This window comes from Streptomyces sp. NPDC006309 (assembly GCF_040613095.1).
Taxonomy (GTDB): Bacteria; Actinomycetota; Actinomycetes; order Streptomycetales; family Streptomycetaceae; genus Streptomyces.
The window spans coordinates 1-22587 of sequence record NZ_JBEXRO010000004.1; the positions used below are offsets into that span (position 1 = coordinate 1).

At 70.9% G+C, this 22587-nt stretch carries 19 protein-coding genes; 6 read left to right on the forward strand and 13 right to left on the reverse strand.

Annotated features, from left to right (window positions below; translation table 11 throughout):
- Positions 1–121 precede the first annotated feature (121 nt).
- The 8 genes from ABZ117_RS07040 to ABZ117_RS07075 form a co-directional block, all read right to left on the reverse strand.
- On the reverse strand, positions 122–736 hold the full coding sequence (locus tag ABZ117_RS07040) for a response regulator transcription factor (RefSeq protein WP_356818188.1): 615 nt from the start codon (positions 734–736) through the stop codon (positions 122–124).
- Entirely contained in the window at positions 733–1917 is a 1185-nt protein-coding gene (locus tag ABZ117_RS07045; RefSeq protein WP_356818805.1) for a histidine kinase, read from the reverse strand. Before ABZ117_RS07045 ends, ABZ117_RS07040 begins: the two co-directional genes overlap by 4 nt.
- A gap of 5 nt (positions 1918–1922) precedes the next feature.
- Positions 1923–2663 carry an ABC transporter permease gene (locus tag ABZ117_RS07050; protein ID WP_356818190.1) on the reverse strand — a complete coding sequence of 247 codons (741 nt, stop codon included), beginning with the start codon at positions 2661–2663 and terminating at the stop codon, positions 1923–1925.
- Complete coding sequence (locus ABZ117_RS07055; protein WP_356818192.1) at positions 2660–3589, reverse strand: ABC transporter ATP-binding protein; 930 nt, start codon at positions 3587–3589, stop codon at positions 2660–2662. The genes ABZ117_RS07050 and ABZ117_RS07055 overlap by 4 nt, the downstream gene beginning before the upstream one ends.
- A 135-nt stretch (positions 3590–3724) precedes the next feature.
- A complete protein-coding gene (locus ABZ117_RS07060) occupies positions 3725–6154 on the reverse strand; it encodes a hypothetical protein (RefSeq protein ID WP_356818194.1) in 2430 nt (809 codons plus the stop codon).
- 198 nt (positions 6155–6352) lie between these two features.
- A complete protein-coding gene (locus ABZ117_RS07065; RefSeq protein ID WP_356818196.1) occupies positions 6353–6769 on the reverse strand; it encodes a DUF6113 family protein in 417 nt (138 codons plus the stop codon).
- Entirely contained in the window at positions 6766–7620 is an 855-nt protein-coding gene (gene mshB / locus ABZ117_RS07070) for an N-acetyl-1-D-myo-inositol-2-amino-2-deoxy-alpha-D-glucopyranoside deacetylase (protein WP_356818198.1), read from the reverse strand. Before mshB ends, ABZ117_RS07065 begins: the two co-directional genes overlap by 4 nt.
- 46 nt (positions 7621–7666) lie before the next feature.
- Positions 7667–7861: a hypothetical protein gene (locus ABZ117_RS07075; protein ID WP_356818200.1), complete on the reverse strand. Its 195-nt coding sequence runs from the start codon at positions 7859–7861 to the stop codon at positions 7667–7669.
- A gap of 166 nt (positions 7862–8027) precedes the next feature.
- On the opposite strand from ABZ117_RS07075, the gene ABZ117_RS07080 reads away from it, so the two are divergent.
- Positions 8028–10160, forward strand: coding sequence for a prolyl oligopeptidase family serine peptidase (locus tag ABZ117_RS07080; RefSeq protein WP_356818202.1), 2133 nt, complete (start codon positions 8028–8030; stop codon positions 10158–10160).
- A gap of 110 nt (positions 10161–10270) precedes the next feature.
- Here the strand turns inward: ABZ117_RS07080 and ABZ117_RS07085 are convergent, their stop codons facing one another.
- From ABZ117_RS07085 to ABZ117_RS07105, 5 genes are read right to left on the reverse strand one after another with little or no spacing between them, the layout of a single operon-like run.
- A complete protein-coding gene (locus tag ABZ117_RS07085) occupies positions 10271–11347 on the reverse strand; it encodes a dipeptide ABC transporter ATP-binding protein (protein ID WP_356818203.1) in 1077 nt (358 codons plus the stop codon).
- The gene (locus ABZ117_RS07090; protein ID WP_356818205.1) at positions 11340–12314 is read right to left on the reverse strand and encodes an ABC transporter ATP-binding protein; all 975 of its coding nucleotides are present in this window, start codon (positions 12312–12314) and stop codon (positions 11340–11342) included. The genes ABZ117_RS07085 and ABZ117_RS07090 overlap by 8 nt, the downstream gene beginning before the upstream one ends.
- A gap of 7 nt (positions 12315–12321) precedes the next feature.
- Entirely contained in the window at positions 12322–13314 is a 993-nt protein-coding gene (locus ABZ117_RS07095; RefSeq protein WP_356818207.1) for an ABC transporter permease, read from the reverse strand.
- A complete protein-coding gene (locus tag ABZ117_RS07100) occupies positions 13307–14233 on the reverse strand; it encodes an ABC transporter permease (protein WP_356818209.1) in 927 nt (308 codons plus the stop codon). The genes ABZ117_RS07095 and ABZ117_RS07100 overlap by 8 nt, the downstream gene beginning before the upstream one ends.
- 6 nt (positions 14234–14239) lie before the next feature.
- Positions 14240–15871 carry an ABC transporter substrate-binding protein gene (locus ABZ117_RS07105; protein ID WP_356818211.1) on the reverse strand — a complete coding sequence of 544 codons (1632 nt, stop codon included), beginning with the start codon at positions 15869–15871 and terminating at the stop codon, positions 14240–14242.
- A gap of 513 nt (positions 15872–16384) precedes the next feature.
- Between ABZ117_RS07105 and ABZ117_RS07110 the strand changes: the two genes are divergently transcribed.
- The 5 genes from ABZ117_RS07110 (at position 16385) to ABZ117_RS07130 (ending at position 22471) form a co-directional block, all read left to right on the forward strand.
- The gene (locus tag ABZ117_RS07110; protein WP_356818213.1) at positions 16385–17374 is read left to right on the forward strand and encodes an ABC transporter permease; all 990 of its coding nucleotides are present in this window, start codon (positions 16385–16387) and stop codon (positions 17372–17374) included.
- Positions 17375–17454: 80 nt separating this feature from the next.
- Positions 17455–19215 carry an ABC transporter substrate-binding protein gene (locus ABZ117_RS07115; protein ID WP_356818215.1) on the forward strand — a complete coding sequence of 587 codons (1761 nt, stop codon included), beginning with the start codon at positions 17455–17457 and terminating at the stop codon, positions 19213–19215.
- 97 nt (positions 19216–19312) lie between these two features.
- Complete coding sequence (locus ABZ117_RS07120; RefSeq protein ID WP_356818217.1) at positions 19313–20293, forward strand: ABC transporter permease; 981 nt, start codon at positions 19313–19315, stop codon at positions 20291–20293.
- A gap of 70 nt (positions 20294–20363) precedes the next feature.
- Positions 20364–21401 carry an ABC transporter ATP-binding protein gene (locus ABZ117_RS07125; RefSeq protein WP_356818219.1) on the forward strand — a complete coding sequence of 346 codons (1038 nt, stop codon included), beginning with the start codon at positions 20364–20366 and terminating at the stop codon, positions 21399–21401.
- A gap of 26 nt (positions 21402–21427) precedes the next feature.
- Complete coding sequence (locus tag ABZ117_RS07130) at positions 21428–22471, forward strand: dipeptide ABC transporter ATP-binding protein (RefSeq protein WP_356818220.1); 1044 nt, start codon at positions 21428–21430, stop codon at positions 22469–22471.
- Positions 22472–22587: the final 116 nt, after the last annotated feature.

A 22587-nucleotide genomic window follows, 5' to 3' on the forward strand; every position in this document is an offset into this window, starting at 1 on the left:
GACTCTCGTACTGGACGTACTCGGGTCGGGGCCCGGTGCGGCGAGAGTGCGTGCATGGCGTCGTGGAGCAGGCGGGAGTTCGACGACACGGCCTAGTGCCGGCGTCACCCGGAGGGGGCCCTCACAGCCAGCCCTTCTCCCGGGCGATCCGCACGGCCTCCGCGCGGTTGCGCACCGCCAGCTTCTGTATGGCGGTGGAGAGGTAGTTGCGGACCGTGCCCTGGGACAGGTGCAGGGCGCGCGCCAGTTCGGCGTTGGTGGAGCCGTCGGCCGCCGCGCGGAGCACCTCGCGTTCCCGCTCGGTGAGCGGGTTGGCGCCGTCGGCGAGCGCGGCGGCGGCCAGGGTCGGGTCGATCACCCGTTCCCCGGCCAGCACCCGGCGGACCGCCTCGGCGAGCTGGGCGGCCGGGGCGTCCTTGACGAGGAAGGCGTCGGCGCCCGCCTCCATGGCGCTGCGCAGATAGCCGGGCCGGCCGAAGGTGGTCAGGACGACCAGCTTGACCCGCGGATGTGCGCGGCGGACCTGGGCGGCGGCCTCGATGCCGGTGCAGCCGGGCATCTCGATGTCGAGCAGGGCGACGTCCACGCCGTGCGCGCCGACGGCCGCGAGCACCTCGTCGCCGCGCGCGGCCTGGGCGACGACCTCGATGTCGTCCTCCAGGCCGAGCAGTGCCGCCAGCGCCTCGCGGACCATCGACTGGTCCTCGGCCAGCAGGACTCTGATCTTGCTCGTCATGCCCCGGATCCTACGTCCGCCGCGCCGGCCGTGGGCACGCGGGCGACGAGCCGGAACCCGCGCCTGACCCGGCCCGCCTCCAGGCTGCCGCCGGCCTTCTCCAGACGCTCGGTCAGTCCGGCCAGGCCGTTGCCGGGGCCCGCGCCGGAACCGCCCGTTCCGTTGTCCTCGACGGAGAGTTCGAGCACCGCCCCGTCCAGGGTCTCGCGGCGCAGCAGCCGGACGGCGCAGCGGTCCGCACCGCTGTGCCGGACCACGTTGGTGACCGCTTCGCGCAGCGCCCAGGCCAGCGCGGACTCGGCCTCCTCGGGAACCGCGGTGAGGTCGGGTTCGGCGGGCAGGTCGGCGGTGACTCCGGCGGCGGTCAGCGCGACCTGGACACCGGCGAGTTCGGCGGCGAGCCGGGGCCGCCGGTAACCGGTGACGGCCTCCCGGACGTCGACCAGGGCCTGCCGGCTGACCTGTTCGATGTCGGCGACCTGCTGGGCCGCCTGGTCGGGCCGGCCGGGCAGCATCCGGCCGGCCAGCTCGCTCTTCAGCGTGATCAGCGACAGCGAGTGGCCGAGCAGGTCGTGCAGGTCGCGGGCGAGGCGCAGGCGCTCCTCGTTCGCGGCCAGCTGGGCGACGGTCGCCCGGGCCTTGCGCAGCTCGATCGTGGTGCGCACCAGCTGGCCGACGCCGGTCATCGCGAACCCGATGAGCAGCACCAGCAGGAGCAGCCCCCGCGCCTCGTTCTCGTCGGAGCGCAAGCCGATCAGGTACATCACCAGCGCGGAGGCCGGGATGGCCCAGTAGGCCGCCCGCAGCGGCAGGGTGGCCCCCCAGGCGACCGACAGGTAGACGAACAGACCCAGCCAGGCGCCGCCGAGGGTGAGGGCCAGCACGGGGGCGAGGACACCGAGGATCCCGCCCAGCGTGAGCACGACGCGTGGGGCGAACGGACGGCCGATGTTGCGGAAGACCAGCGTCAGGTAGACCCCCACGAACGCGGTGAGGCCCAGTGAGCCGGCCACCCTGGCGCCGGTGCTGTGGTCGCCGTGGACCAGGTCGCCGACCGGGGAGCTGAGGAACACCAGCCAGACCCCGATCCACAGCGTCTTGACCAGCAGTTCGCGCCGGTTGCGGGGCGGCCAGCCCACGGGGGCGGGCCGCGCGCTTCCTGCCTGCCGGTCTTCCGTCATGGCGCTCACGCCTTCAGCGTGTCCTTCCGGTACAGCCAGGCCGCGCCGCCCGCGAAGAGCACGAAGGAGACGGCGAGGACGGCGATGTCGCGGGCGTGCGGGGTCTGGCTCTGTTCGATCGCCCGCCCGAGGGAAGCGTACGCGTGCGTGGGCAGCCACTCGGCGATGTCCTGGAGCCACTGCGGGAAGGTGGTCGTCGGCATCCAGAGACCGCCCAGCATGGACAGCCCGAAGTAGGTGATCATGGTGATCGGGCGGACCGCGTCCCCGCTGGCGAGGTAGCCGATGGCGACGCCGAGCGCGGCGAAGACCAGGCTGCCGGCCCAGATGGCGCCGCTCAGCGCCAGCCACTGCCAGGCGTCCAGCCGTACGTCCTTCACCGCCGCGGCGACCACGAAGACGATCACGATGGACGGCAGGCTGACCACGGCCGCGCCGGCGGTCTTGGCGAGGACGTACCCACGCCCGGGCAGGGTGGTCAGCCGCAGCTGCCGTACCCACCCGTTCTCGCGTTCCTTGGCGATGCGCTCGCTGTTGCCCATCAGGACGGCCGTCAGCGCGCCGAAGGACGCCATGGAGACCATCATGTACGTCGGCAGGGTCAGGCCCGTGCCGTCGATCTTGGTGTGACTGTCGGCGTTGCCCGCGATCAACAGGAACAGGCCCGAGGGGTAGATCACGGAGAAGAACAGGAACTTGCGGTTGCGCAGGGCGCGGGTGAGTTCCAGTCTGATCAGGCTGTTCACGACTGCTTCGCCTCCTCGGCGGCGGTGATGGCGACGAAGGCCTGCTCCAGGCCGAGGCCGGCGACTTCGAGGTTGCGGGGGTAGACGCCGAGGCCGTACAGGGCGTGGACGGTCGCGTCGGCGTCGGCGGACTGGATGCGGACGGTCTGCCCCGACACGTCCAGGGACGTGAGGTGCGGCAGGGCGCGCAGGGCGCTCTCGTCGATCTCGCCCGCCAGGTCGAAGGAGACCCGGCGGGCACCGGCCCGGGCCTTGATCTCGGCGGCGGTGCCGTCGGCGAGGAGCCGGCCCCGGTGCAGCACCAGCACCCGGTCGGCGATGGCGTCGGCCTCTTCGAGGTAGTGGGTGGCGAAGAGGACCGTACGGCCCTGGTCGGCCTGCTCGCGCATGGTGGCCCAGAACGCCTGCCGGGCGGAGACGTCCATGCCGGTGGTCGGCTCGTCCAGCACGATCAGGTCGCTGTCGCCGGCGGTGGCGAGGGCGAACCGGACGCGCTGGGCCTGGCCGCCGGAGAGCTTGTCGACCTTGCGGCCGGCGATCTGCGTGACGCCCGCCCGGGCGAGCACGTCGGCCACCGGGTGTGGCCTCGGGTGCAGCGAGCAGGCCAGCTTCACCAGCTCGGCGACGGTGACCTCGTCCATCAGCCCGCCGCTCTGGAGCATGGCCCCGACCCGTCCCGCGACGATCGCCTCGCGCGGGCTGGTGCCGAACAGGCGCACCGCGCCGGTGTCGGCCTGCTTGAGGCCCAGGAGGAGGTCCAGGGTGGTGGACTTGCCGGCCCCGTTCGGGCCGAGGAGGGCGACGGTCTCGCCCGGGTACAGCCGCAGCGAGAGGCCGTCGACGGCCCGCACGCTCCCGTATGTCTTGGTCACCTGGTCGAACCCGACCACCGGGGTGGTGGTGGCCGGCGCCGCTGTCGTCGTCATGCCGTCCATGCTGGCGGAGAGGGCACCGGGCCCGGCAGTGCCGCGGGTCCTGTGTGCCGGATGACAGATGTCATGCGGCCCGGATGACACGGCCCCCGGGGCGCCCCGGCAGGGGGCGCCCCGGGGTGACGGCGGCTAGCTGGGGTTGGTGTCGATCACCGCGACCCGGTTGGTCCTGCTGATGAGGGCCTGGCGCAGGGCGGCGTAGACGTCCTCGGGCGTGACGGGCGTCTTCTTGCCGTTGCCGCGGGTGATGAGCACCCCGTCGAAGGCCTGCCCGTACAACTGCTTGAGGGCGGCCAGGTCGGGCTTGTCGACCAGCTTGCCGTCGACGGCGGTGACCCTGAGGAACTTCCACAGCGAGTTCTGCGGGCTCATCGGGACCACGTGCGCCGCGTCCGTCTGCACGGTCACGTTCCCGGACATCGCCGGCTTCGCGAAGTCCTTCATCATCCGGTCGACCTCGGCGTTCGGGACCGTCGGCTCCTTGGTGGTCGTCGGCACGCCGACCGACGACGCGGTGCCCGTCTCCACCAGGGTGCGGTACGCCTGTTCGACCGCCTGGGTCGACCGGGCGGCGTCGATGGCCTTGCCCGGCCTGCCGTAGACGGCGACCGCCCGGCCGTGGTCGAACCTGATGGTGCCGTCGGTGACCGAGCCGGAGCCGCCGCCGGCCTGCTGGAGGGCGGCCTGGAGCTTCTCCTCGTCCACCGGCATGGCCGGCTGCACCACACGCTTCTGCCCGAACAGGGAACCGACCACGTGGACCGGGTTGTAGTCGCTCTTGGCGGCCTCGCTCACCGTGGCCTGGTAGTCGAACTGGAGGCCGGCGTTCTCGGGGGTGAGGGCGACCGTACGGCCGCCCACGGCCAGCTTCAGCGGCTTGTTCACCCGGCTGCCGAAGGCGTCGTCCAGCTTCTTGACGGCCTCGTCGCGCGTGCCGCCGCCGATGTCGACACCGAGCACGGTGGTGCCCTTGGGCACGTCGGTGTGGTTCATCAGCAGTCCGGCGCCGTAGGCACCGCCCGCGACGACGATCACACCGACCGCGAGCAGCACCAGCTTGCTGCGGCCCTTCTTCTTCGGCCGGGCCGCCGCCTTGGGCGCGGGGGCCGGCTGCGGCCGGGGCGCGGCGGGCGCCGCGGTGCCGCCGTCGCCGTGGCTGCCGAACGGGGACTTACCGGTGCTGGGGACGACCGGGATGCCGCTGGTGACGGTGTGTCCGGAGACGTTGTCGGCGGCCGGTGAACGGTAGCCGGGCGTGCCCGGTTCCGGGGCCGGCTTCTGCGGGGTGAGGATCGCGGTGTCGTCGCTGAGCCCGCCGGGTCCGCGCCCCGCGGGACCGCCGGGGGTGGCCCGCGGGCCACCGGGACCGCCCGGGCCGGCGGGCCCGTCGAGGCCGGCGAGGGCGCTGCGGGCGGGCGGGGTGCCCTGACCGCCCGGAGTGCCGTAACCACCCGCTCCGGCGGGGCCGGCCGGACCGGACGGGCCGTCGAAGGGTTCACCGGCCCGCGGGACGAGGGTGCCGTCACCGGTGGCCGGGCCGCTGGTGGGGCCGGCCGGGCTCTGCGGGCCGCCGGGGCCGCCGTGCCCGCCCGGACCGCTGAAGCCGCTGGGGCCACCGGGACCGCCGTGCCCACCCGCACCGCCCGCGCCCGGAGCACCGCCGAAGCCGTCCCGGCCGCTCGCGCCCGCCGTACCGGCGCCACCGTAACCGTCACGGCCGCTCGCGCCGCCCGGGCCCGCGGCGCCGCCGTAGCCGTCCTGGGTGCCGTTCTCCGCGAAGTACGGCAGGTCGTCGCGGCGGGGCTCGCCGGAGCCGGACGGGCCGGGGCGGGAGCCGCCGCTCGCCTGACCCGCGGTCAGCGCCTCGGTGACGTCGAAGGAGCCGGTACCGCCGCCGTGGCCGGGAGCGACGGGGCCGCCCGTCGCCCCGGGCAGGCCCTTGCCGTTGGTGCCGCCGGAGCGGGCGCCCGGCACGCTCATGGAGCCGACCACACCGCCGGGACGGCCGCCGCCGGGACGTGCGCCGGTGGTACCGGCCGTGCCGGGCGCGCCCGGACCACCCGTACGGGCGGCCGGCACACCGGGGGCCGCGGGGGCGGCGGTGGGCGCGGCGGAACCGCCGGGCATCCCGGCGCCGTTCGTGCCGCCGCCGCCCGGAGCGCCCTTGCCGGGCGCGGACTTGCGGGGCGCGAACCAGTCGCTGGTCTTGTCGTCCCCCGGGGCCGTGGGCTCGGCCGGGGCCTCGGCGGGACCGGCGGGGGTCCGCTCGGCCGCGGGAACCGGCTCGGCTGCGGGCTGGTCCTCGCCGGCGCTCTCGCCGTCCCCGACGGGCTTGCGCATCACGACCGGCGGGATGGGCCGCGATCCGGGGATGTTGATCCGGATCCGGGTCGTCAGCGTGGTCTCGGTCTTCTTCTCCTCCGGCCGCGTGCCCGAACGGCCCGCGCCCGTGGCGTCGTCGGGAGCCAAGGGGGTCCCGTACGGCGGCGTGCCGGAGGGGTATGCGGCTCCGCCGCGCCCGCTGGGCCCGGAGGACGGAGTGTCAGTTTCACGACTCAAGGCAGGTTCTCCCGGTTGGCTCCGCCGCCCGTTACGACCTCACTGCGCGGTGAGGGTCCCCCGGCACGAACGAGGTCGAGCGCTTGGGGGAGGCTCGGCGGCGCGCACCACCATACTGGCCACTTCTGGCGCGTATCCCATGACCGCTGACTAAACCCCCACCGGACCCGCACCCGCGGCCCACGGCGAAGTGGTACGTCACTTGCCAAGTCGGGCGGAGCCGCCACCGGGTTGCCGTCCGAAGCCGACGGTGGCGCAGATCACAGCGAGTGCCATGCCGCCGAGCAGGAAGAGATACGAGCCGACGCCGGCGCCGAACAGGAAGTCGCCCTCGGGGCGCGAGGTGGTGAGCAGGATGACGGCGACGATCCAGCCGGCCACCGGCGCGACCGCTCCGCCCCGGCCGCCGGTGGCGTGTGCCCCGCCGAGGAACAGTCCGCCGGCGCCCGCGAGGGCGAGCAGCAGTCCGCCGGGGAACCAGCCGGCCTGGACCAGGGCGCCGGCGAGGCCCACGACCGCGCCGAGCAGGAAGAGGCCGGCGTGGGCGGCGGCCCGCCCGGCGGACGGCGGGCGCAGCGGCTGGGCGAGCAGGGAGCCCGGTCGGGTGTCGCTCATGCCGTCTCCTCGACCCCGGCGAACAGGTCGGTCTCGCCGCGCTGCCCGCTCCCGCGGACCAACTCGTAGTACTCGGTGGTGAACAGGGGCTGGGCGAGTGCGTTGGAGAGCGCGAAGTACGGCTCGGCCACCTCGATCTGGGTGGCGTGGGCGCGCATCGCGGCGGCCTTGGCGGCGGCGTACGCGGTGCCGTCGACCGTGGTGGTGATCCGCTCGTCGGCCACGACGCCGGGTACGTCGTCCACGGCCGCGCCCTCGCCGAACGGCAGGGCGGGCAGCTCGTCGTGGAGGCGGGCGAAGGCGGCCTCGGCGACGGAGCGGGGGACGCGGTTCCAGTACACCTTCGCGACCCGGTGTCCTCGCTCGTCCGCCAGTTCGACGGCGCGCATGGCGACGCGGTGGGCCTGGATGTGGTCCGGGTGGCCGTAGCCGCCGTTGTCGTCGTAGGTGACGAGGACCTGCGGGCGGACCTCCAGGATCACCTCGGCGAGGTGACCGGCGGCCTCGTCGACGTCGGCCTGCCAGAAGCAGCCGGGGTCGTCGTTGTCGGCGATGCCCATCATCCCGGAGTCGCCGTAGCGCCCGGCGCCGCCGAGCAGCCGGGCGTCCGTGACGCCGAGCGCGCCGAGCGCGGCGGCCAGCTCGCCGCGCCGGTGGGTTCCCAGCGCGGGACCGGTCAGCTGCCGCAGCTCCGGCGGGATGACCTCCCCGCGCTCCCCGAGGGTGCAGGTGACCAGGGTCACATGGGCACCCTCGGCGGCGTACCGGGCCATGGTCGCGCCGTTGTTGATCGACTCGTCGTCCGGGTGCGCGTGCACCAGCAGCAGACGCCGCGCTGGCAGTTCCGTCATGGGACCACCCTACGAGGCTCCGCGCCGGTGCCCGCGACAACCGCCGTCAGAACTTGATGCTGCCGATCATGCTGGCGACGTTGGTGGTCAGCTCGCTGATCGTCGGCGCGACGGTCGAGGAGGCGAGATAGAAGCCGAGCAGGACACAGACGAGCGCGTGGCCGCCTTTCAGCCCTGACTTCTTGACCAGCAGGAAAACGATGATCGCCAGCAGCACCACCGCCGAAATCGAGAGTGCCACGGCGGCTCACCTCCAAATATCCCAGGGACGCGGGCGGTGTAGAGCAACTCCATGCAGACGCCAGCAGGTTCATACCCACACAGCGGTAGTGATCATAACTATCCGTGCTCGCGCATCGCTCGGCGCACGGCCGCACAAGGGGGCGCATGGCCAATATGGTCGGGGTATGACGACCGAGGCTGACTCCTTCCCCCGTCGGCACGCCAGGACCCAGCGGTTCACGCTCGGCGCGCCGCGTGCCTTCAGCGTGGCGCCCGACGGTTCACGTGTCGCGTTCCTGCGCTCCGGCTCCGGCACCGACCGGGCCAACTCCCTGTGGGTCCTGGATCTGCCGGGCGGCGCCGAGCGCCTCGCGGCCGATCCGCACGCGCTCCTGCGGGGCGCCCGTGAAGAGCTGTCGGCCGAGGAGCGGGCCCGCCGCGAGCGCAGCCGGGAGGGCGGCGCCGGCATCGTCGGCTATGCCACCGACGGCGCCCTGGAGTTGGCGTCTTTCGCCTTGTCAGGGCGGCTTTTCACGGCCGGGCTGCGGACCGCCGAGGCGCGTGAACTGGTCGTTCCGGGACCGGTGATCGACCCCCGCCCCTCGCCCGACGGACGGCACATCGCGTACGTCGCCCGGGGGGCGCTGCGGGTGGTGGACGCCCGGGGCGACGGTGATCGGGCGCTGGCCGAGCCGGAGTCGGCGGAGGTCTCCTACGGCCTCGCGGAGTTCGTCGCGGCCGAGGAGATGACCCGCTCCCGGGGGTTCTGGTGGGCGCCGGGGTCGGACCGGCTGCTCGTGGCGCGGGTGGACGACACGCCGGTGCGGCGGTGGTGGATCGCGGATCCGGCCCACCCGGAGCGCGAGCCGCTCCCTGTCAGATACCCGGCGGCGGGCACGGCGAACGCCGACGTACGCCTGTTCGTGTACGGGCTGGACGGGGCGCGCACGGAGGTCTCCTGGGACCGGTCGCGCTACCCGTATCTGGCGCGAGTGCACTGGTCAGAGGCGGGTGCGCCGCTGTTGCTCGTCCAGGCGCGGGACCAGCGCAGCCAGCTGTTCCTGGCGGTGGACCCGGACACGGGCGCCACGCGGATGGTGCACGCCGATGAAGATCCAAGTTGGCTGGAACTTTTCGCCGGAGTGCCCTGCTGGAGCCCGTCCGGGCATCTCGTCCGGATCGCCGACGAGGGCGGCGCGCGGGTCCTGACGGTCGGCGAACGACCGCTGACCAGCGCTCAGTTGCACATCCGGGCCGTACTGGACGTGGGTGCGGACGACGTACTGGTTTCCGCCTCTTCCGGTCCGGAGGCCCAGTCGCCCGAGATTGGCGAAGTCCATGTGTACCGGGTGAACGAACTGGGTCTGGAACGGCTGTCCCAGGAGCCCGGCGTGCACGGGGCGGTGCGCTCCGGAGGCGTGACCGTCCTGGTGTCCACCGCGCTGGACCGGCCGGGCACCCGGGTCCAGGTGCTGGCTGACGGAAAACCGGCACTGACTGTCCGCTCGTACGCCGAACATCCCGGTCTGTCCCCGCGGGTGTCCCTCACCGAGGGGGGCGCACGCCGAATTCCGTGCGCCGTGCTTATGCCACGGGACTACCACGGTGACACTCCCCTGCCGGTGCTCATGGACCCCTACGGCGGCCCGCACGGCCAGCGGGTCGTCGCCGCGCACAACGCCCATCTGACCTCCCAGTGGTTCGCCGACCAGGGTTTCGCGGTGGTCGTCGCCGACGGCCGGGGCACCCCGGGCCGCTCGCCGGCCTGGGAGAAGGCGGTCCGCGACGACCTGGCGGACGTGGTGCTCCAGGACCAGGTCGACGCGCTGCACGGCCTGGCCGGGCGGTACCCGCTCGACCTGGGCCGGGTGGCGGTCCGGGGCTGGTCCTTCGGCGGCTACCTGGCGGCCCTCGCGGTGCTGCGCCGCCCGGACGTGTTCCACGCGGCGGTGGTCGGCGCCCCCGTCACCGACCTGCGGCTGTACGACACCCACTACCAGGAGCGCTACCTCGGCCACCCGGACGAGCAGCCGGAGGTCTACCGCCGCAACTCGCTGATCGACGACGCGGGTCTGGTCGCCCCGGCCGAGCCGCACCGCCCGATGATGATCATCCACGGGCTGGCGGACGACAACGTGGCCGTCGCCCACTCCCTGCGCCTGTCCTCCGCCCTCCTGGCCGCGGGCCGCCCGCACGAGGTGCTCCCCCTGTCCGGCGTGACCCACATGACCCCGCAGGAGACGGTCGCGGAGAACCTGCTCCGGCTCCAGCTGGACTTCCTCCGACGCTCCCTGCCGCAGCCGGGCCAACCCTCGTGAACGGGGTTAACACGCAGGCAACTTGACGGAAGCGGCACCGATATACGGACACGGGAGGCTGAACAGCGTACGGCCGTGCGGGTGCCGTAAACGGGCCGGGGTGCGCGATGTCACCCCGGCCCGTCGCCGTTCGCCCCCGGCCCCACCGGCTCGCCCGGCCCCACCCGCTCCCCCGGCACCGCCTCCGCCGCGAAATGACACGCCGAGGCGTGGGCGGCGGGACCGGAGATGTCCCGGAAGACCGCGGGGACCGCCAGCGCCGGGACCTCCCGGGCGCAGCGGTCCCGGGCCTTCCAGCAGCGGGTGCGGAAGCGGCAGCCGGAGGGGACGTCCGTCGGCGAGGGCACGTCACCGGTGAGGATGATCCGCGCCCGCTGCGCGCGGGCCTCGGGGTCGGGCACGGGCACGGCGGACAGCAGGGCCTGGGTGTAGGGGTGGGTCGGATGGCCGTAGATCTCGGTGTCGCGGCCGGTCTCCACGATCCGGCCCAGGTACATGACCGCGACCCGGTCGGAGATGTGCCGGACGACCGACAGGTCGTGCGCGATGAAGACGTAGCTGAGGTCGAACTCCGACTGGAGCCGGTCCAGGAGGTTGATCACCTGGGCCTGCACCGAGACGTCCAGCGCGGACACCGGCTCGTCGGCGACGATCACCTCGGGACGCAGCGCCAGCCCGCGCGCGATGCCGATGCGCTGGCGCTGCCCGCCGGAGAACTGGTGCGGATAGCGGTTGGCGTAGTCCGGGTCGAGGCCGACCACGTCCAGCAACTCCCGCACCCGGCGGCGCCGGTCGCCCCTGGGGGCGACTTCCGGGTGGATGTCGTAGGGCTCCCCGATGATGTCGCCCACCGTCATCCGGGGGTTGAGGGAGGTGTAGGGGTCCTGGAAGACCATCTGGATGTTGCGGCGGACCGCCTTCAGGGCCCGGCCGGACAGCCGGGTGATGTCCTCGCCCTTGAACCGGATCGTGCCGGCCGTGGGCCGTTCGAGGTTGCAGAGCAGCTTCGCCACCGTCGACTTGCCGCAGCCCGACTCCCCGACGATGCCCAGGGTCTCGCCCCTGGCGAGGGTGAAGTCGACGCCGTCGACGGCCTTCACCGCGCCGACCTGCTTGCGGAACAGGACGCCCCGCGTGAGCGGGTAGTGCTTGACGAGGCCGCCGACCTCGAGGATCGGCTCAGCCATCCAGGCACTCCCGCCAGAAGTGGCAGGCGCTGCGCCGCTCCTCGGACACCTCGTACAGCGGCGGCACCTCGGTGCGGCACACGTCCCGGGCCATCGGGCAGCGCGGATGGAAGGAGCAGCCCGGCGGGACGCGCGTCAGGTTCGGCGGGAGGCCCTTGATGGCGTACAGCTCCCGGCCCTTCCGGTCCAGGCGGGGCACGGAGTCCAGCAGGCCGCGGGTGTAGGGGTGGGCGGGGGCCTTGTAGAGGTCGTGCACGGGCGCCGACTCGACGATCCGCCCGGCGTACATCACCGCGATCCGGTCGGCGACGTCCGCGACCACGCCCAGGTCGTGGGTGATCAGGATCAGCCCCATGCGGTACTCGCGCCGCAGCTCGGCCAGCAGGTCCATGATCTGGGCCTGGACGGTGACGTCCAGGGCGGTGGTCGGCTCGTCGGCGATGACGAGCGCCGGTTCCAGCGCCAGCGCCATGGCGATCATGACGCGCTGGCGCATCCCGCCGGAGAACTGGTGGGGGTAGTCCCGGGCGCGCTGGGCGGCGGCCGGGATCCGCACCCGGTCCAGCAGCCCGACCGCCCTGGCCCGGGCGTCCTTCTTCGGCATCCCGCGGTGGACGACGAACATCTCCGCCAGCTGGTCCCCCACCGTCATGACCGGGTTGAGGGCGGACAGCGCGTCCTGGAAGATCATCGCCATCTCGCTCCCCCGGACCCTGCGCCGCTCCTCCTCCTTCAGCGTCAGCAGGTCCCGGCCCTGGAAGAGGATCCGCCCGCCGGTGATCCGCCCCGGCGGCGTGTCCAGGATGCCCATCACGGCCTGCGCGGTGACGGACTTGCCCGACCCGGACTCGCCGAGCACCGCGAGCGTCTGACCGGCGTCCACGCGGTAGCCGACGCCGTTGACGGCGCGGGCGATCCCGTCCCGGGTCCGGAACTCCACGTGCAGGTCCGTCACTTCGAGCAGCACGACGGCGTCACCTCAGCCTCGGGTCGAGGGCGTCGCGGACCGCGTCGCCGAGCATGATGAAGGCCAGGACCGTGACGGCGAGGGCGCCCGAGGGCCACAGCAGGGCGTGCGGGGCGTTGCGGATGTAGGGGGACGCGGCGGAGATGTCGATGCCCCAGGAGACGCTGGGCGGTTTGAGGCCGACGCCGAGGTAGGACAGGGTCGCCTCCAGGGCGATGTAGGTGCCGAGCGCGATGGTCGCGACGACGATGACCGGGGCCACCGCGTTGGGCGCGATGTGCCGCAGCAGGATGCGCGAGTCGGATGCGCCGAGGGCGCGGGCGGCCTGGACGTAGTCGTGGTGCCGGGCGGTGATGACCGAACCGCGCGCGATGCGGGAGATCTGCGGCCAGCCGAGCAGCACCATGAACCCGATGACCGGCCAGACCGTATTGCTGGTCACCACGGAGAGGAGGACGAGACCGCCGAGGACGACCGGGATGGCGAAGAAGACGTCGGTGATCCGGGACAGCACCGCGTCCCATCTCCCGCCGAAGTAGCCCGCGAGTCCGCCGAGCACCGAGCCGAACAGGGAGACGCCGAGCGTGGCGCACACGCCGACCGTGACGGACGTACGGGCGCCGTAGACGGTGCGCGTGTAGACGTCACAGCCCTGGCCGTCGTAGCCGAAGGGATGGCCGGGCTGGGCGCCCTCCTGGGCCTTGGCGAGGTCGCACGTCAGGGGGTTGCCGGAGGTGATCGCCCAGGGCCACACGGAGATGACGACCAGGAAGACGATGACCAGGGTGGAGAGCAGGAAGACGGGGTTGCGGCGCAGGTCGCGCCAGGCGTCGGACCACAGGGAGCGCGGCCGGCCGACCGGCCCGGTGCGCTCCGGGCCGCCGCCCGGGCCGTCCGGGGCCCGCTCCAGCGTGGCGGCCTCGCTCGCGCCCAGGTCCATCGCGCCGCCCATGCCGGTGCCGGCGATGGCGCGCTCGGGCTCGTACGGCTGCTCAGGCATAGCGGATCCTCGGGTCGAGTACGGCGTAGAGCAGGTCGACGAGGAGGTTGGCGACCAGGAAGACGAGGACGAGCACGGTCACGAAGCCGACGACCGTCTGGGTGTTCTGCCGCAGGATGCCCTGGTAGAGCTGGTAGCCGACGCCGTGGATGTTGAAGATGCGCTCGGTGACGATCGCGCCGCCCATCAGCGCGCCGATGTCGAAGCCGATGAAGGTGACCACCGGGATCAGGGAGTTGCGCAGCAGGTGCCGGGTGATGACCCGGCGCCGGGGCAGCCCCTTGGCGACGGCGGTGCGGACGTAGTCGGAGCGCTTGTTCTCGGCGATGGAGGTGCGGGTCAGCCGGGTGACGTAGGCGAGCGAGACGGAGGCGAGGACCAGGCCCGGCACGAACAGCTCGCCGAAGCCGGCGTCCGGGGAGACGGAGGGCCTGATCCAGCCCCACTTGACGCCGAGGAGCAGCTGGAGCACCAGGCCGGTGACGAAGGTGGGTACGGAGATCACCACCAGGGTCAGCAGCAGCACGCCGGTGTCGACGGGCCGGCCGCGCCGCAGGCCGCTGAGCACGCCGAGGGTGACGCCGACGACGACCTCCAGGAGGATCGCCACGACGGTGAGCCGGATGGTGACGGGGAACGCCGTCGCCATCAGCTCGGTGACCTTCTGCCCGTTGAAGGCGGTACCGAAGTCGCCGGTGAAGACCCTCCCCATGTAGGCGAGGTACTGCTGCGGGAAGACGGGCTGGTCGAGCCCGAACTCCTGCTTCAGCTGGGCGGCCGTCGCCGGGTCGCACTGTCGTTCGCCGCACAGGCCCGCGACGGGATCGCCCATCACGTTCACCATGAGGAAGATCAGCAGGGTGGAGCCGATGAACACCGGGATCATCTGGAGCAGTCGCCGCAGGACGTAGCGCCCCATCGCGGCTCAGCTGACCTTGATCTCGTTGTACACGGGGACGCTGAAGGGGTTCAGCGCCACGCCGGACAGCCGCTGGGAGTAGCCGGCGCTGCCGTTCTGGTACCAGAGCGGGATGGCGGCCATGTGGTCCCGGACGACCTCCTCGGCCTGCTGGAACAGCTGCACGGCCCTGGCCTGGTCCGTCTCGGCGTTGGCCCGGTCGACGAGCTTGTCGAAGTCCCGGTCGGACCACTTGCCGTCGTTGGAGGGGGCGTCGGTGTAGTACATCGGCTGGAGGAAGTCCTGGATCAGCGGGTAGTCCATCTGCCAGCCCGCGCGGAAGGGGCCGGTCATCTCGTGCCGGCCGATCCGGTTGCGGAAGTCGGCGAAGGTGCCGACGGGGTTGCCGACGCAGGCCTTGCCGTTGCCCAGGGCGTTGTTGATGGAGTTGCACACCGCGTCCACCCACTGCTTGTGCGAGCCCGTGTCCGCGTTGTAGGTGATCCTGACCTGCCCGCCGGGGATGCCGCCGCCCTCCTTGACCAGCTTCCTGGCCTCGTCCGGGTGGTACTCGCAGGCCCTGCCGCACAGCCCGGCCTTGTAGCCGCCGGCCGGGCCGAGCACCGGGGAGGTCCAGTCGGTGGCCGGGGTGCGGGTCCGGTTGAAGATCGTCTCGGTGATCTGCCGGCGGTTGATCGCCATGGACAGGCCCGTGCGGACCTTCTCCGAGCCCGGCCGGTTCCACGCCTTGTCGTAGTGGGGGAAGGACAGGGTCTGGATGATGCCGGCCGGGGTGTTGAGGTAGCGGTCGCCGAGGTCGCTGCCGACGTTCTTCAGCTGGGCGGCGGGCACGTCGTCCACGAGGTCGAGGTTGCCGGCCATCAGGTCGGTGTAGGCGGTGTTGTTGTCGGTGTACACCTTCAGGGTCACCCCGCCGTTGAGCGCCTTGTCGGCTCCGGGGTAGCCGTCCCACTTCCGCAGGAACATCTGCGAGCCCTTCGTGTAGGACTCGACGGCGTAGGGGCCGTTACCGACCGGCTTCGCCAGCCAGGCCGCGTGGTCGGTGAAGAAGGTCCGGGGCAGCGGGGCGAAGGCCGGGTAGCCGAAGGTGTCGGGGAAGGCGGAGAACTTCTGGTTGAGCCGGACGGTGAACGTGCGCTCGTCCACGACCTTCAGACCCGCCAGGGTGTCGGCGCTCTGCCTGCCGTGGGCGGGGTGGACCTTGTCGTACCCGTCGATGTAGGCGAAGAAGAAGGCGTTCTTCTGGCTGTTGCGCAGGCTCGCCCCGTAGTTCCAGGCGTCCACGAAGGAGCGGGCGGTCACCTTCTCGCCGTCGGAGAAGGTCCAGCCGTCCTTCACTGTGATCGTGAAGGTGCGCGAGTCGCCGGTGTGGATGGACTCGGCGAGCATGTCGGTGGCCCTGCCGGTCCTCGGGTCGTACTTCTTCAGACCCCGGAAGATCATGTCGAGCACCTTGCCGCCCTGCACCTCGTTGGTGTTGGCCGGCTCCAGCGGGTTCTGCGGGTCTCCCCAGGAGGAGCTGAGCACGGCGCCGCCGGTGCCGCCGGCCGAGCCGCCGCCCCCGCAGCCCGCGGCGGCGAGCGCCACCACCACCGCGACCGCGCAGGCGGCCCCTCGGGTACGGGCGGTTCCCCGCATGGGCGTGCCTCCTCACATGAACACCGATCCGGTAAAAGCTAATATCAGGTGGTATTACCGACCTTGCACATCCTCAGTCGGATTGAGGGCCCTTTGGCCGTACAGGTCATCCGAATGCAGGCACGCCGCGTCCGCCGCCTTGATGATCTTGCGTGTGGAGTGCAACGGATCTCTGCGCAACGATGCGGAAACGTTGGATTCGCACGCGGCGATGTACGCATTTCGATACTCCGCCGTCCGCATATCGAACTCATTAGCCGTTTAGTCCGAATAGTCCGATGTGAAGCACGGATTGATTACGGGGCGCTACCCGCGTAGCTACGGAATGACCAAGTACAGGCAAAGAAAGTAAAGAGAAACCCAAGCCGACCGAGAATTTATTGACCTTGAATGAATTGCGTTGAAAAAGTCCGGCGTAGCCCGTAGGGGAGCGCCCTGCGGAGTCATCAGACCCTCGCTTGGGCCAGGAGCACCATGACCCCCCCAACTCCATCCGCGGCTGCCCCGCTTGAGGTGACCGACGAGACCGTCACGAAGTCGACCACTTCGGACATCTCGAAGGGCAGCGAGGGCCGCTCTCCGGGACGGCTTGCCTGGAAGCGCTTCAAGCGTGACAAGACGGGCGTCATATCCGCGTACATCGTGATCTTCTTCTTCGTGATCGGCATCGCGGCACCGCTGATCGCGAAGCTGTACGGCAAGAACCCCTACACCACCTACGCGAGCCAGGACCCGAGCCTGCTCAACCCGTTCGCCTACCCTTCGGGTCCCAACGGCGGCATGAGTTCGGACTTCTGGTTCGGCGTCGAGCCGCAGCTGGGCCGGGACGTGTTCACGTTCCTGCTGTACGCGATCCGCAACTCGCTGGGGCTCGCACTCGCCGCCACCCTGCTCACCGTGCTCTTCGGTGTCGTGATCGGCGTAACCGCGGGCTACCTGGGCGGCCGGATCGACTACCTCGTCGGCCGGGTCATCGACATCCTGCTGTCGTTCCCGTCCACGCTGTTCTTCATCGCCTTCCTGCCGGTCGTCTACGGCCTGTTCGTCGCCGCCGACGAGGAGATCCCGGCCTCACTGCGCGCCACCGCCCTGATCGTGGTCCTCACGTTCTTCGGCTGGGCGTCCATCGCCCGTCTGCTGCGCGGCCAGGTCCTCAGCCTGCGCGAGCGGGAGTTCGTCGAGGCGGCCAAGGTCACGGGCGCGTCACCGATGCGCATCGTGTTCAAGGAACTGCTGCCCAACCTCTGGACGCCGATCATCATCCAGGCCACGCTCCTGCTGCCGGCCCTGGTGACCACGGAGGCGGGCCTGGCGTTCCTCGGTGTCGGCATGATCGACCCCACCCCCGACTGGGGCGTCATGATCGCCCGCGGCTCCCAGTTCTACACCGAGGACATCACCTTCATGCTCTTCCCGGGTCTGGCGATGGTGCTCTTCGTCCTCGCCTTCAACCTGCTCGGGGACTCCGTACGCGACGCCCTCGACCCCAAGTCCAGGCGGTAGCGCCCCGTTCCACCCGGCCCGGTTCGATGATGTCCGGCTGGCTCCGACCGTCCGAATTGACCCGTATAGGCAGGCTCAGCATGTCTTTTTCGCGTAGAAACTTCCTGATCGCCACCGGTGTGGCCGCGGCCTCCACCTCCGTGCTGAGCGCCTGTAGCAGTGGTGACAGCGGCGGCAAGGGGGAGGGCAAGGCCCCCTCGGTCAGCGGCAGCAAGACCACCGAGATCGCGGTCGGCACCAAGGCCGACTCGACCGGTCCCGCGCCCGAGGTCACGGGTGCGGTCAAGGGCGGCACCATCTACTCCCTCGACCAGTTCGACATGGACCACCTGGACCCCGCCCAGATCTACTCCTCCACCGAGGCCGCGATCACGGTCCCGATCCTGCGCGGTCTGACCGGCTACAAGATCGACGACAAGGGCGGCGCCGTCCTCGTCGGTGACCTCGCCACCGACGCCGGCACCATGAAGAACGGCGGCAAGACCTGGTCCTTCACCCTGAAGGACGGTCTGAAGTGGGAGGACGGCTCGGACGTCTCCATGGACGACGTCCGCCACACCTTCGAGCGCATCTTCGCCGACTTCATCACCGAGGGTCCGCGCTACGTCCAGAACTGGCTGGAGGGCGGCAAGGGCTACAAGGGCCCCTACGGCGGCAAGCACCTGGACTCCGTCGAGATCTCCGGCAAGACCGTCACCTTCCACCTCAACGAGCCGCGCGGTGACTTCAACTTCACCCTGGCCATGCGCGGCTACGCCCTGGTGCCGAAGAAGCACGACACCAAGGAGAAGTACGACAAGCACCCCTTGTCCTGCGGCCCGTACAAGATCGCCGACCGCCAGATCGGCAAGTCGATGACCTTCGAGCGCAACGCGCACTGGGACCCGAAGACCGACTCGATCCGCAACGCCTACCCGGACAAGTTCGTCTTCCAGTTCGGCTTCCAGAACCTGGCGTCGACCGACCGCTACATCTCGGACCGCGGCAACGACCAGTACACGATGTCGATCTTCAACGAGATCGCTCCCGAGCGCGTCGCCCAGGTCCTGACCAACGCGAAGTACAAGAGCCGCATCCTCACCGCGATCGACACGGCCACCTACTACTGGCCGATCAACTCCAAGCGCATCACGGACGTCAAGGTCCGCCAGGCCATCAACTACGCCTGGCCGCTCCAGCAGCTCCAGACCATCCGCGGCGGCGCGTCCGTGACCGAGATGGCGACCACCGTCTTCAGCCCGGTGACCCCCGGCTACCAGAAGTTCGACCTGTACGGCAAGGCGCAGAAGCCCGGCGGCGACCCGGTGAAGGCCAAGGCCCTGCTGAAGGAGGCCGGCAAGATCGGCCAGAAGCTGGTCATCGCCCACCAGCAGTCCGACAACTCGGTGAAGCAGGCCATCGCGATCAAGAACGCGCTGGAGGCGGCCGGCTTCCAGGTGGTCAACAAGCAGGTCGACAAGTCGACCTTCTACACCCAGATCAGCAAGCTCGACAACGGCTACGACATGTTCGCCGCGGGCTGGAGCCCGGACTGGCCGGCCGGTTACTCGGAGTTCTACCCGACCTGGGACGGCAGCCAGATCCACGACGGCGGCCAGAACTGGTCGCAGTTCGACAACACGAGCGTCAACAAGGCGATCGAGGCGGCGTCGAAGATCACCGACCCCGCCAAGGCCAACGCCGCCTGGGGCGCCATCGACCGCCAGATCATGGAACTGGCGGGCTGCGTGCCGGACTACCACCCCATCCGCCACTGGATGTACGGGTCGAAGGTCGGCCACGTCGTCTACGACAGCGCCAACACCTGCGTCGCGCTCTGCAAGCTCTACGCCAAGAAGTAGTCACGCCCGACCCATGGGGGGCGGCCACCACCCCGGCCGCCCCCTCCGGCCCACCCCTCACACCGGCGACGGCGCCCCGTCCGGAAAGTCACGCCCCATGTTCCGCTTCCTTGTCCGCCGAACCTTCGGCGCGCTGGTCATCCTTCTGATCATCAGCGCCGTCACCTTCTGGCTCTTCTACGCCATCCCGCGTGACCCCGCCATGATGTCCTGCGGCAAGAACTGCACCAAGCCGATTCTGGAGCAGGTGCGGCACAACATGGGCATCGACCATCCGGTGCCGGTCCAGTACTGGTACTGGCTCAAGGGCATCTTCGTCGGCCGGGACTACGGGAGCTTCGGGCACTGCAACGCGCCCTGCCTCGGCTACTCCTTCGCCAACCGCGAGCCCGTCCTCGGCACCATCCTGGACCGGCTTCCGCTGACCCTCTCGCTCGCCTTCGGCTCCGCCGCCGTCTTCCTGGTCTTCGGTGTCGGCGCCGGCATGGCCGCCGCCGTCAAGCAGGGCAAGTGGCAGGACAAGGCGGCCAGCTCCGCCTCGCTGGTCGCGTCGTCGATGCAGATCTACTTCGTCGGGTACATCGCGATGTACTTCCTCGTCGCCAAGCTCGACATCCTCGACAACCCCTCCTACACCCCCCTCACCGAGAATCCCGGTGCCTGGCTCTCCGGCCTGCTGCTGCCCTGGCTGGTGCTGGCCCTGATCTGGACCGCCAACTACACCCGTATGACGCGCTCCCAGCTGGTCGAGACGCTCAACGAGGACTACGTCCGCACCGCCCGGGCCAAGGGCCTGTCCCGCCGCAACGTCTTCTTCCGGTTCGCCTGGCGCGGCGCCATGGGTCCGATCGTGACCATCTTCGGCATCGACCTCGCCACGCTCATCGGCGGCGCGATCATCACGGAGCAGGTCTTCAGCCTCCAGGGTGTCGGCCAGCTCGCCGTGCGGTCGGTGGAACAGAGCGACCTGCCCATGGTGCTCGGTGTGACCCTGCTGGCCGCCGGCGCCATCGTCTTCTTCAACATCATCGTGGACGCCGTCTACGCCCTGATCGACCCGCGGATCCGGCTCGCCTGACCTCCGCCCCCGCCGTCCCTTCCCACCCGCCCCACCCGGCGACCTCGCATCACCCCCCAGGAGCGTCCCCGTGACGAGCACCGATCAGCAGCCGTTCCTCTCCATCAGGGACCTCAAGGTCCACTTCTCCACCGAGGACGGCATCGTCAAGGCCGTCGACGGGCTCAGCTTCGACCTCGCCAAGGGCCAGACCCTCGGCATCGTCGGTGAGTCGGGCTCCGGCAAGTCCGTCACCAACCTGACGATCCTGGGCCTCCACGACCGCGAGCGCACCGCGATCGAGGGCGAGATCGTGCTGGACGGCAAGGAGCTGCTCACCGCCTCCGAGAGGGAGCTGGAGCGGCTGCGCGGCAACAAGATGTCCATGATCTTCCAGGACGCGCTGGCCTCGCTGTCGCCGTACCACACCGTCGGCGCCCAGATCAGCGAGACGTACCGCAAGCACACCGGCGCCTCCAAGTCCGAGGCCCGCAAGCGCGCGGTGGAGATGCTGCGCCGGGTGGGCATCCCGCAGCCGGACATGCGGGTGGACGACTACCCGCACCAGTTCTCCGGCGGTATGCGCCAGCGCGCGATGATCGCGATGGCGCTGGTCTGCGACCCCGAGCTGCTGATCGCCGACGAGCCGACCACCGCGCTCGACGTGACGGTCCAGGCCCAGATCATGGACCTGCTGAAGGACCTCCAGCAGGAGTTCGGCACGGCCATCATCTTCATCACCCACGACCTCGGCGTCATCGCCGACATCGCGGACGACGTGCTGGTGATGTACGGCGGCCGGTGCGTGGAGCGCGGCACCAAGCAGCAGGTCCTGCGTGACCCCCAGCACCCTTACACCGTGGGTCTGCTCAACTCGATGCCGAGCCTGACCGGGCCGGTCGACGTGCCGCTGACGCCGATCCCCGGTTCGCCGCCCTCGCTGCTCAACCCGCCGTCGGGCTGCCGCTTCCATCCGCGGTGCACCTTCACCGACAAGGTCGCCGGCGAGCGGTGCTCGGGTGAACGCCCGCTGCTTGAAGTGGTCGACGGCCGCGGTTCGGCCTGCCACCTCACCACGGAGCAGAAGCGGGAACTCTTCCCCGACTACGCCGCGACCCGGCACAACTGACGGACACGAGAGCGGACTTCACGAACATGAGCAACACGAACCCCCTCCTGGACGTCTCGGGGCTGACGAAGCACTTCCCGATCAAGGGCGGTTTCCCGATCCGGCGCACGGTCGGCGCGGTGCAGGCCGTCGACGGACTGGACTTCCAGGTCGCCGAGGGCGAGAGCCTGGGCCTGGTCGGTGAGTCGGGCTGCGGAAAGTCGACCACGGGCCGGCTGATCACCCGGCTGATGGAGCCCACCAGCGGAAAGATCACCTACCGCGGCCAGGACATCACGCACGCGGGGCGCAGGGACCTGGCGCCGATCCGCTCCGAGATCCAGATGATCTTCCAGGACCCGTACGCCTCGCTGAACCCGCGGCAGACGGTCGGCAAGATCATCTCTGGTCCGATGGAGATCAACGGCATCAACCCCGCCGGCGGCCGCGAGAACCGCGTCCGCGAGCTGCTGGAGACGGTGGGCCTCAACCCGGAGCACTACAACCGCTTCCCGCACGAGTTCTCCGGCGGCCAGCGCCAGCGCATCGGCGTCGCCCGCGCGCTCGCCCTGGAACCCAAGCTGATCGTCGCCGACGAGCCGGTCTCCGCCCTGGACGTCTCCATCCAGGCCCAGGTCGTCAACCTGCTCCAGAAGGTGCAGCGCGAAATGGGCATCGCGTTCGTCTTCATCGCCCACGACCTCGCGATCGTGCGGCACTTCTCGCAGCGCGTCGCGGTCATGTACCTGGGTAAGATCGTCGAGATCGCCGACCGCGAGGACCTGTACGACAACCCGCGCCACCCCTACACGCGGGCCCTGCTCTCCGCCGTCCCCGAGGCGACGGTGGAGGAGGAGCCGCGCGAGCGCATCCGGCTGGTCGGAGACGTGCCGTCCCCGATCAACCCGCCCTCCGGCTGCCGCTTCCGCACCCGGTGCTGGAAGGCGACCGAGAAGTGCGCCACGGAGGCGCCGCCGCTGGTCCAGGTGGAGGGCAACAAGCCGGGCCACCTGACGGCGTGCCACTACCCGGAGACGGGGGACACCGTCCCCGCCCCGCGCCTCTCCAAGGACCCCGAGGCGGCGGTCTGACACACCCCTTTCCGTCAGCCGCCCCTTGCGGAACGGACCTTCACCGGCCCATTGACCCGAGCCCATGAATGTCCGCTCCAGGGGACGAGGCCCGCACCTCCCCAGGTGCGGGCCTT

Bases quoted from the DNA above. Each gene is read 5' to 3' on its own strand.
- ABZ117_RS07040 (WP_356818188.1), bottom strand. From the start codon at position 736: ATGACGAGCAAGATCAGAGTCCTGCTGGCCGAGGACCAGTCGATGGTC.
- ABZ117_RS07045 (WP_356818805.1), bottom strand. From the start codon at position 1,917: ATGACGGAAGACCGGCAGGCAGGAAGCGCGCGGCCCGCCCCCGTGGGC.
- ABZ117_RS07055 (WP_356818192.1), bottom strand. From the start codon at position 3,589: ATGACGACGACAGCGGCGCCGGCCACCACCACCCCGGTGGTCGGGTTC.
- ABZ117_RS07065 (WP_356818196.1), bottom strand. From the start codon at position 6,769: ATGAGCGACACCCGACCGGGCTCCCTGCTCGCCCAGCCGCTGCGCCCG.
- mshB (WP_356818198.1), bottom strand. From the start codon at position 7,620: ATGACGGAACTGCCAGCGCGGCGTCTGCTGCTGGTGCACGCGCACCCG.
- ABZ117_RS07080 (WP_356818202.1), top strand. From the start codon at position 8,028: ATGACGACCGAGGCTGACTCCTTCCCCCGTCGGCACGCCAGGACCCAG.
- ABZ117_RS07085 (WP_356818203.1), bottom strand. From the start codon at position 11,347: ATGGCTGAGCCGATCCTCGAGGTCGGCGGCCTCGTCAAGCACTACCCG.
- ABZ117_RS07095 (WP_356818207.1), bottom strand. From the start codon at position 13,314: ATGCCTGAGCAGCCGTACGAGCCCGAGCGCGCCATCGCCGGCACCGGC.
- ABZ117_RS07100 (WP_356818209.1), bottom strand. From the start codon at position 14,233: ATGGGGCGCTACGTCCTGCGGCGACTGCTCCAGATGATCCCGGTGTTC.
- ABZ117_RS07105 (WP_356818211.1), bottom strand. From the start codon at position 15,871: ATGCGGGGAACCGCCCGTACCCGAGGGGCCGCCTGCGCGGTCGCGGTG.
- ABZ117_RS07115 (WP_356818215.1), top strand. From the start codon at position 17,455: ATGTCTTTTTCGCGTAGAAACTTCCTGATCGCCACCGGTGTGGCCGCG.
- ABZ117_RS07120 (WP_356818217.1), top strand. From the start codon at position 19,313: ATGTTCCGCTTCCTTGTCCGCCGAACCTTCGGCGCGCTGGTCATCCTT.
- ABZ117_RS07130 (WP_356818220.1), top strand. From the start codon at position 21,428: ATGAGCAACACGAACCCCCTCCTGGACGTCTCGGGGCTGACGAAGCAC.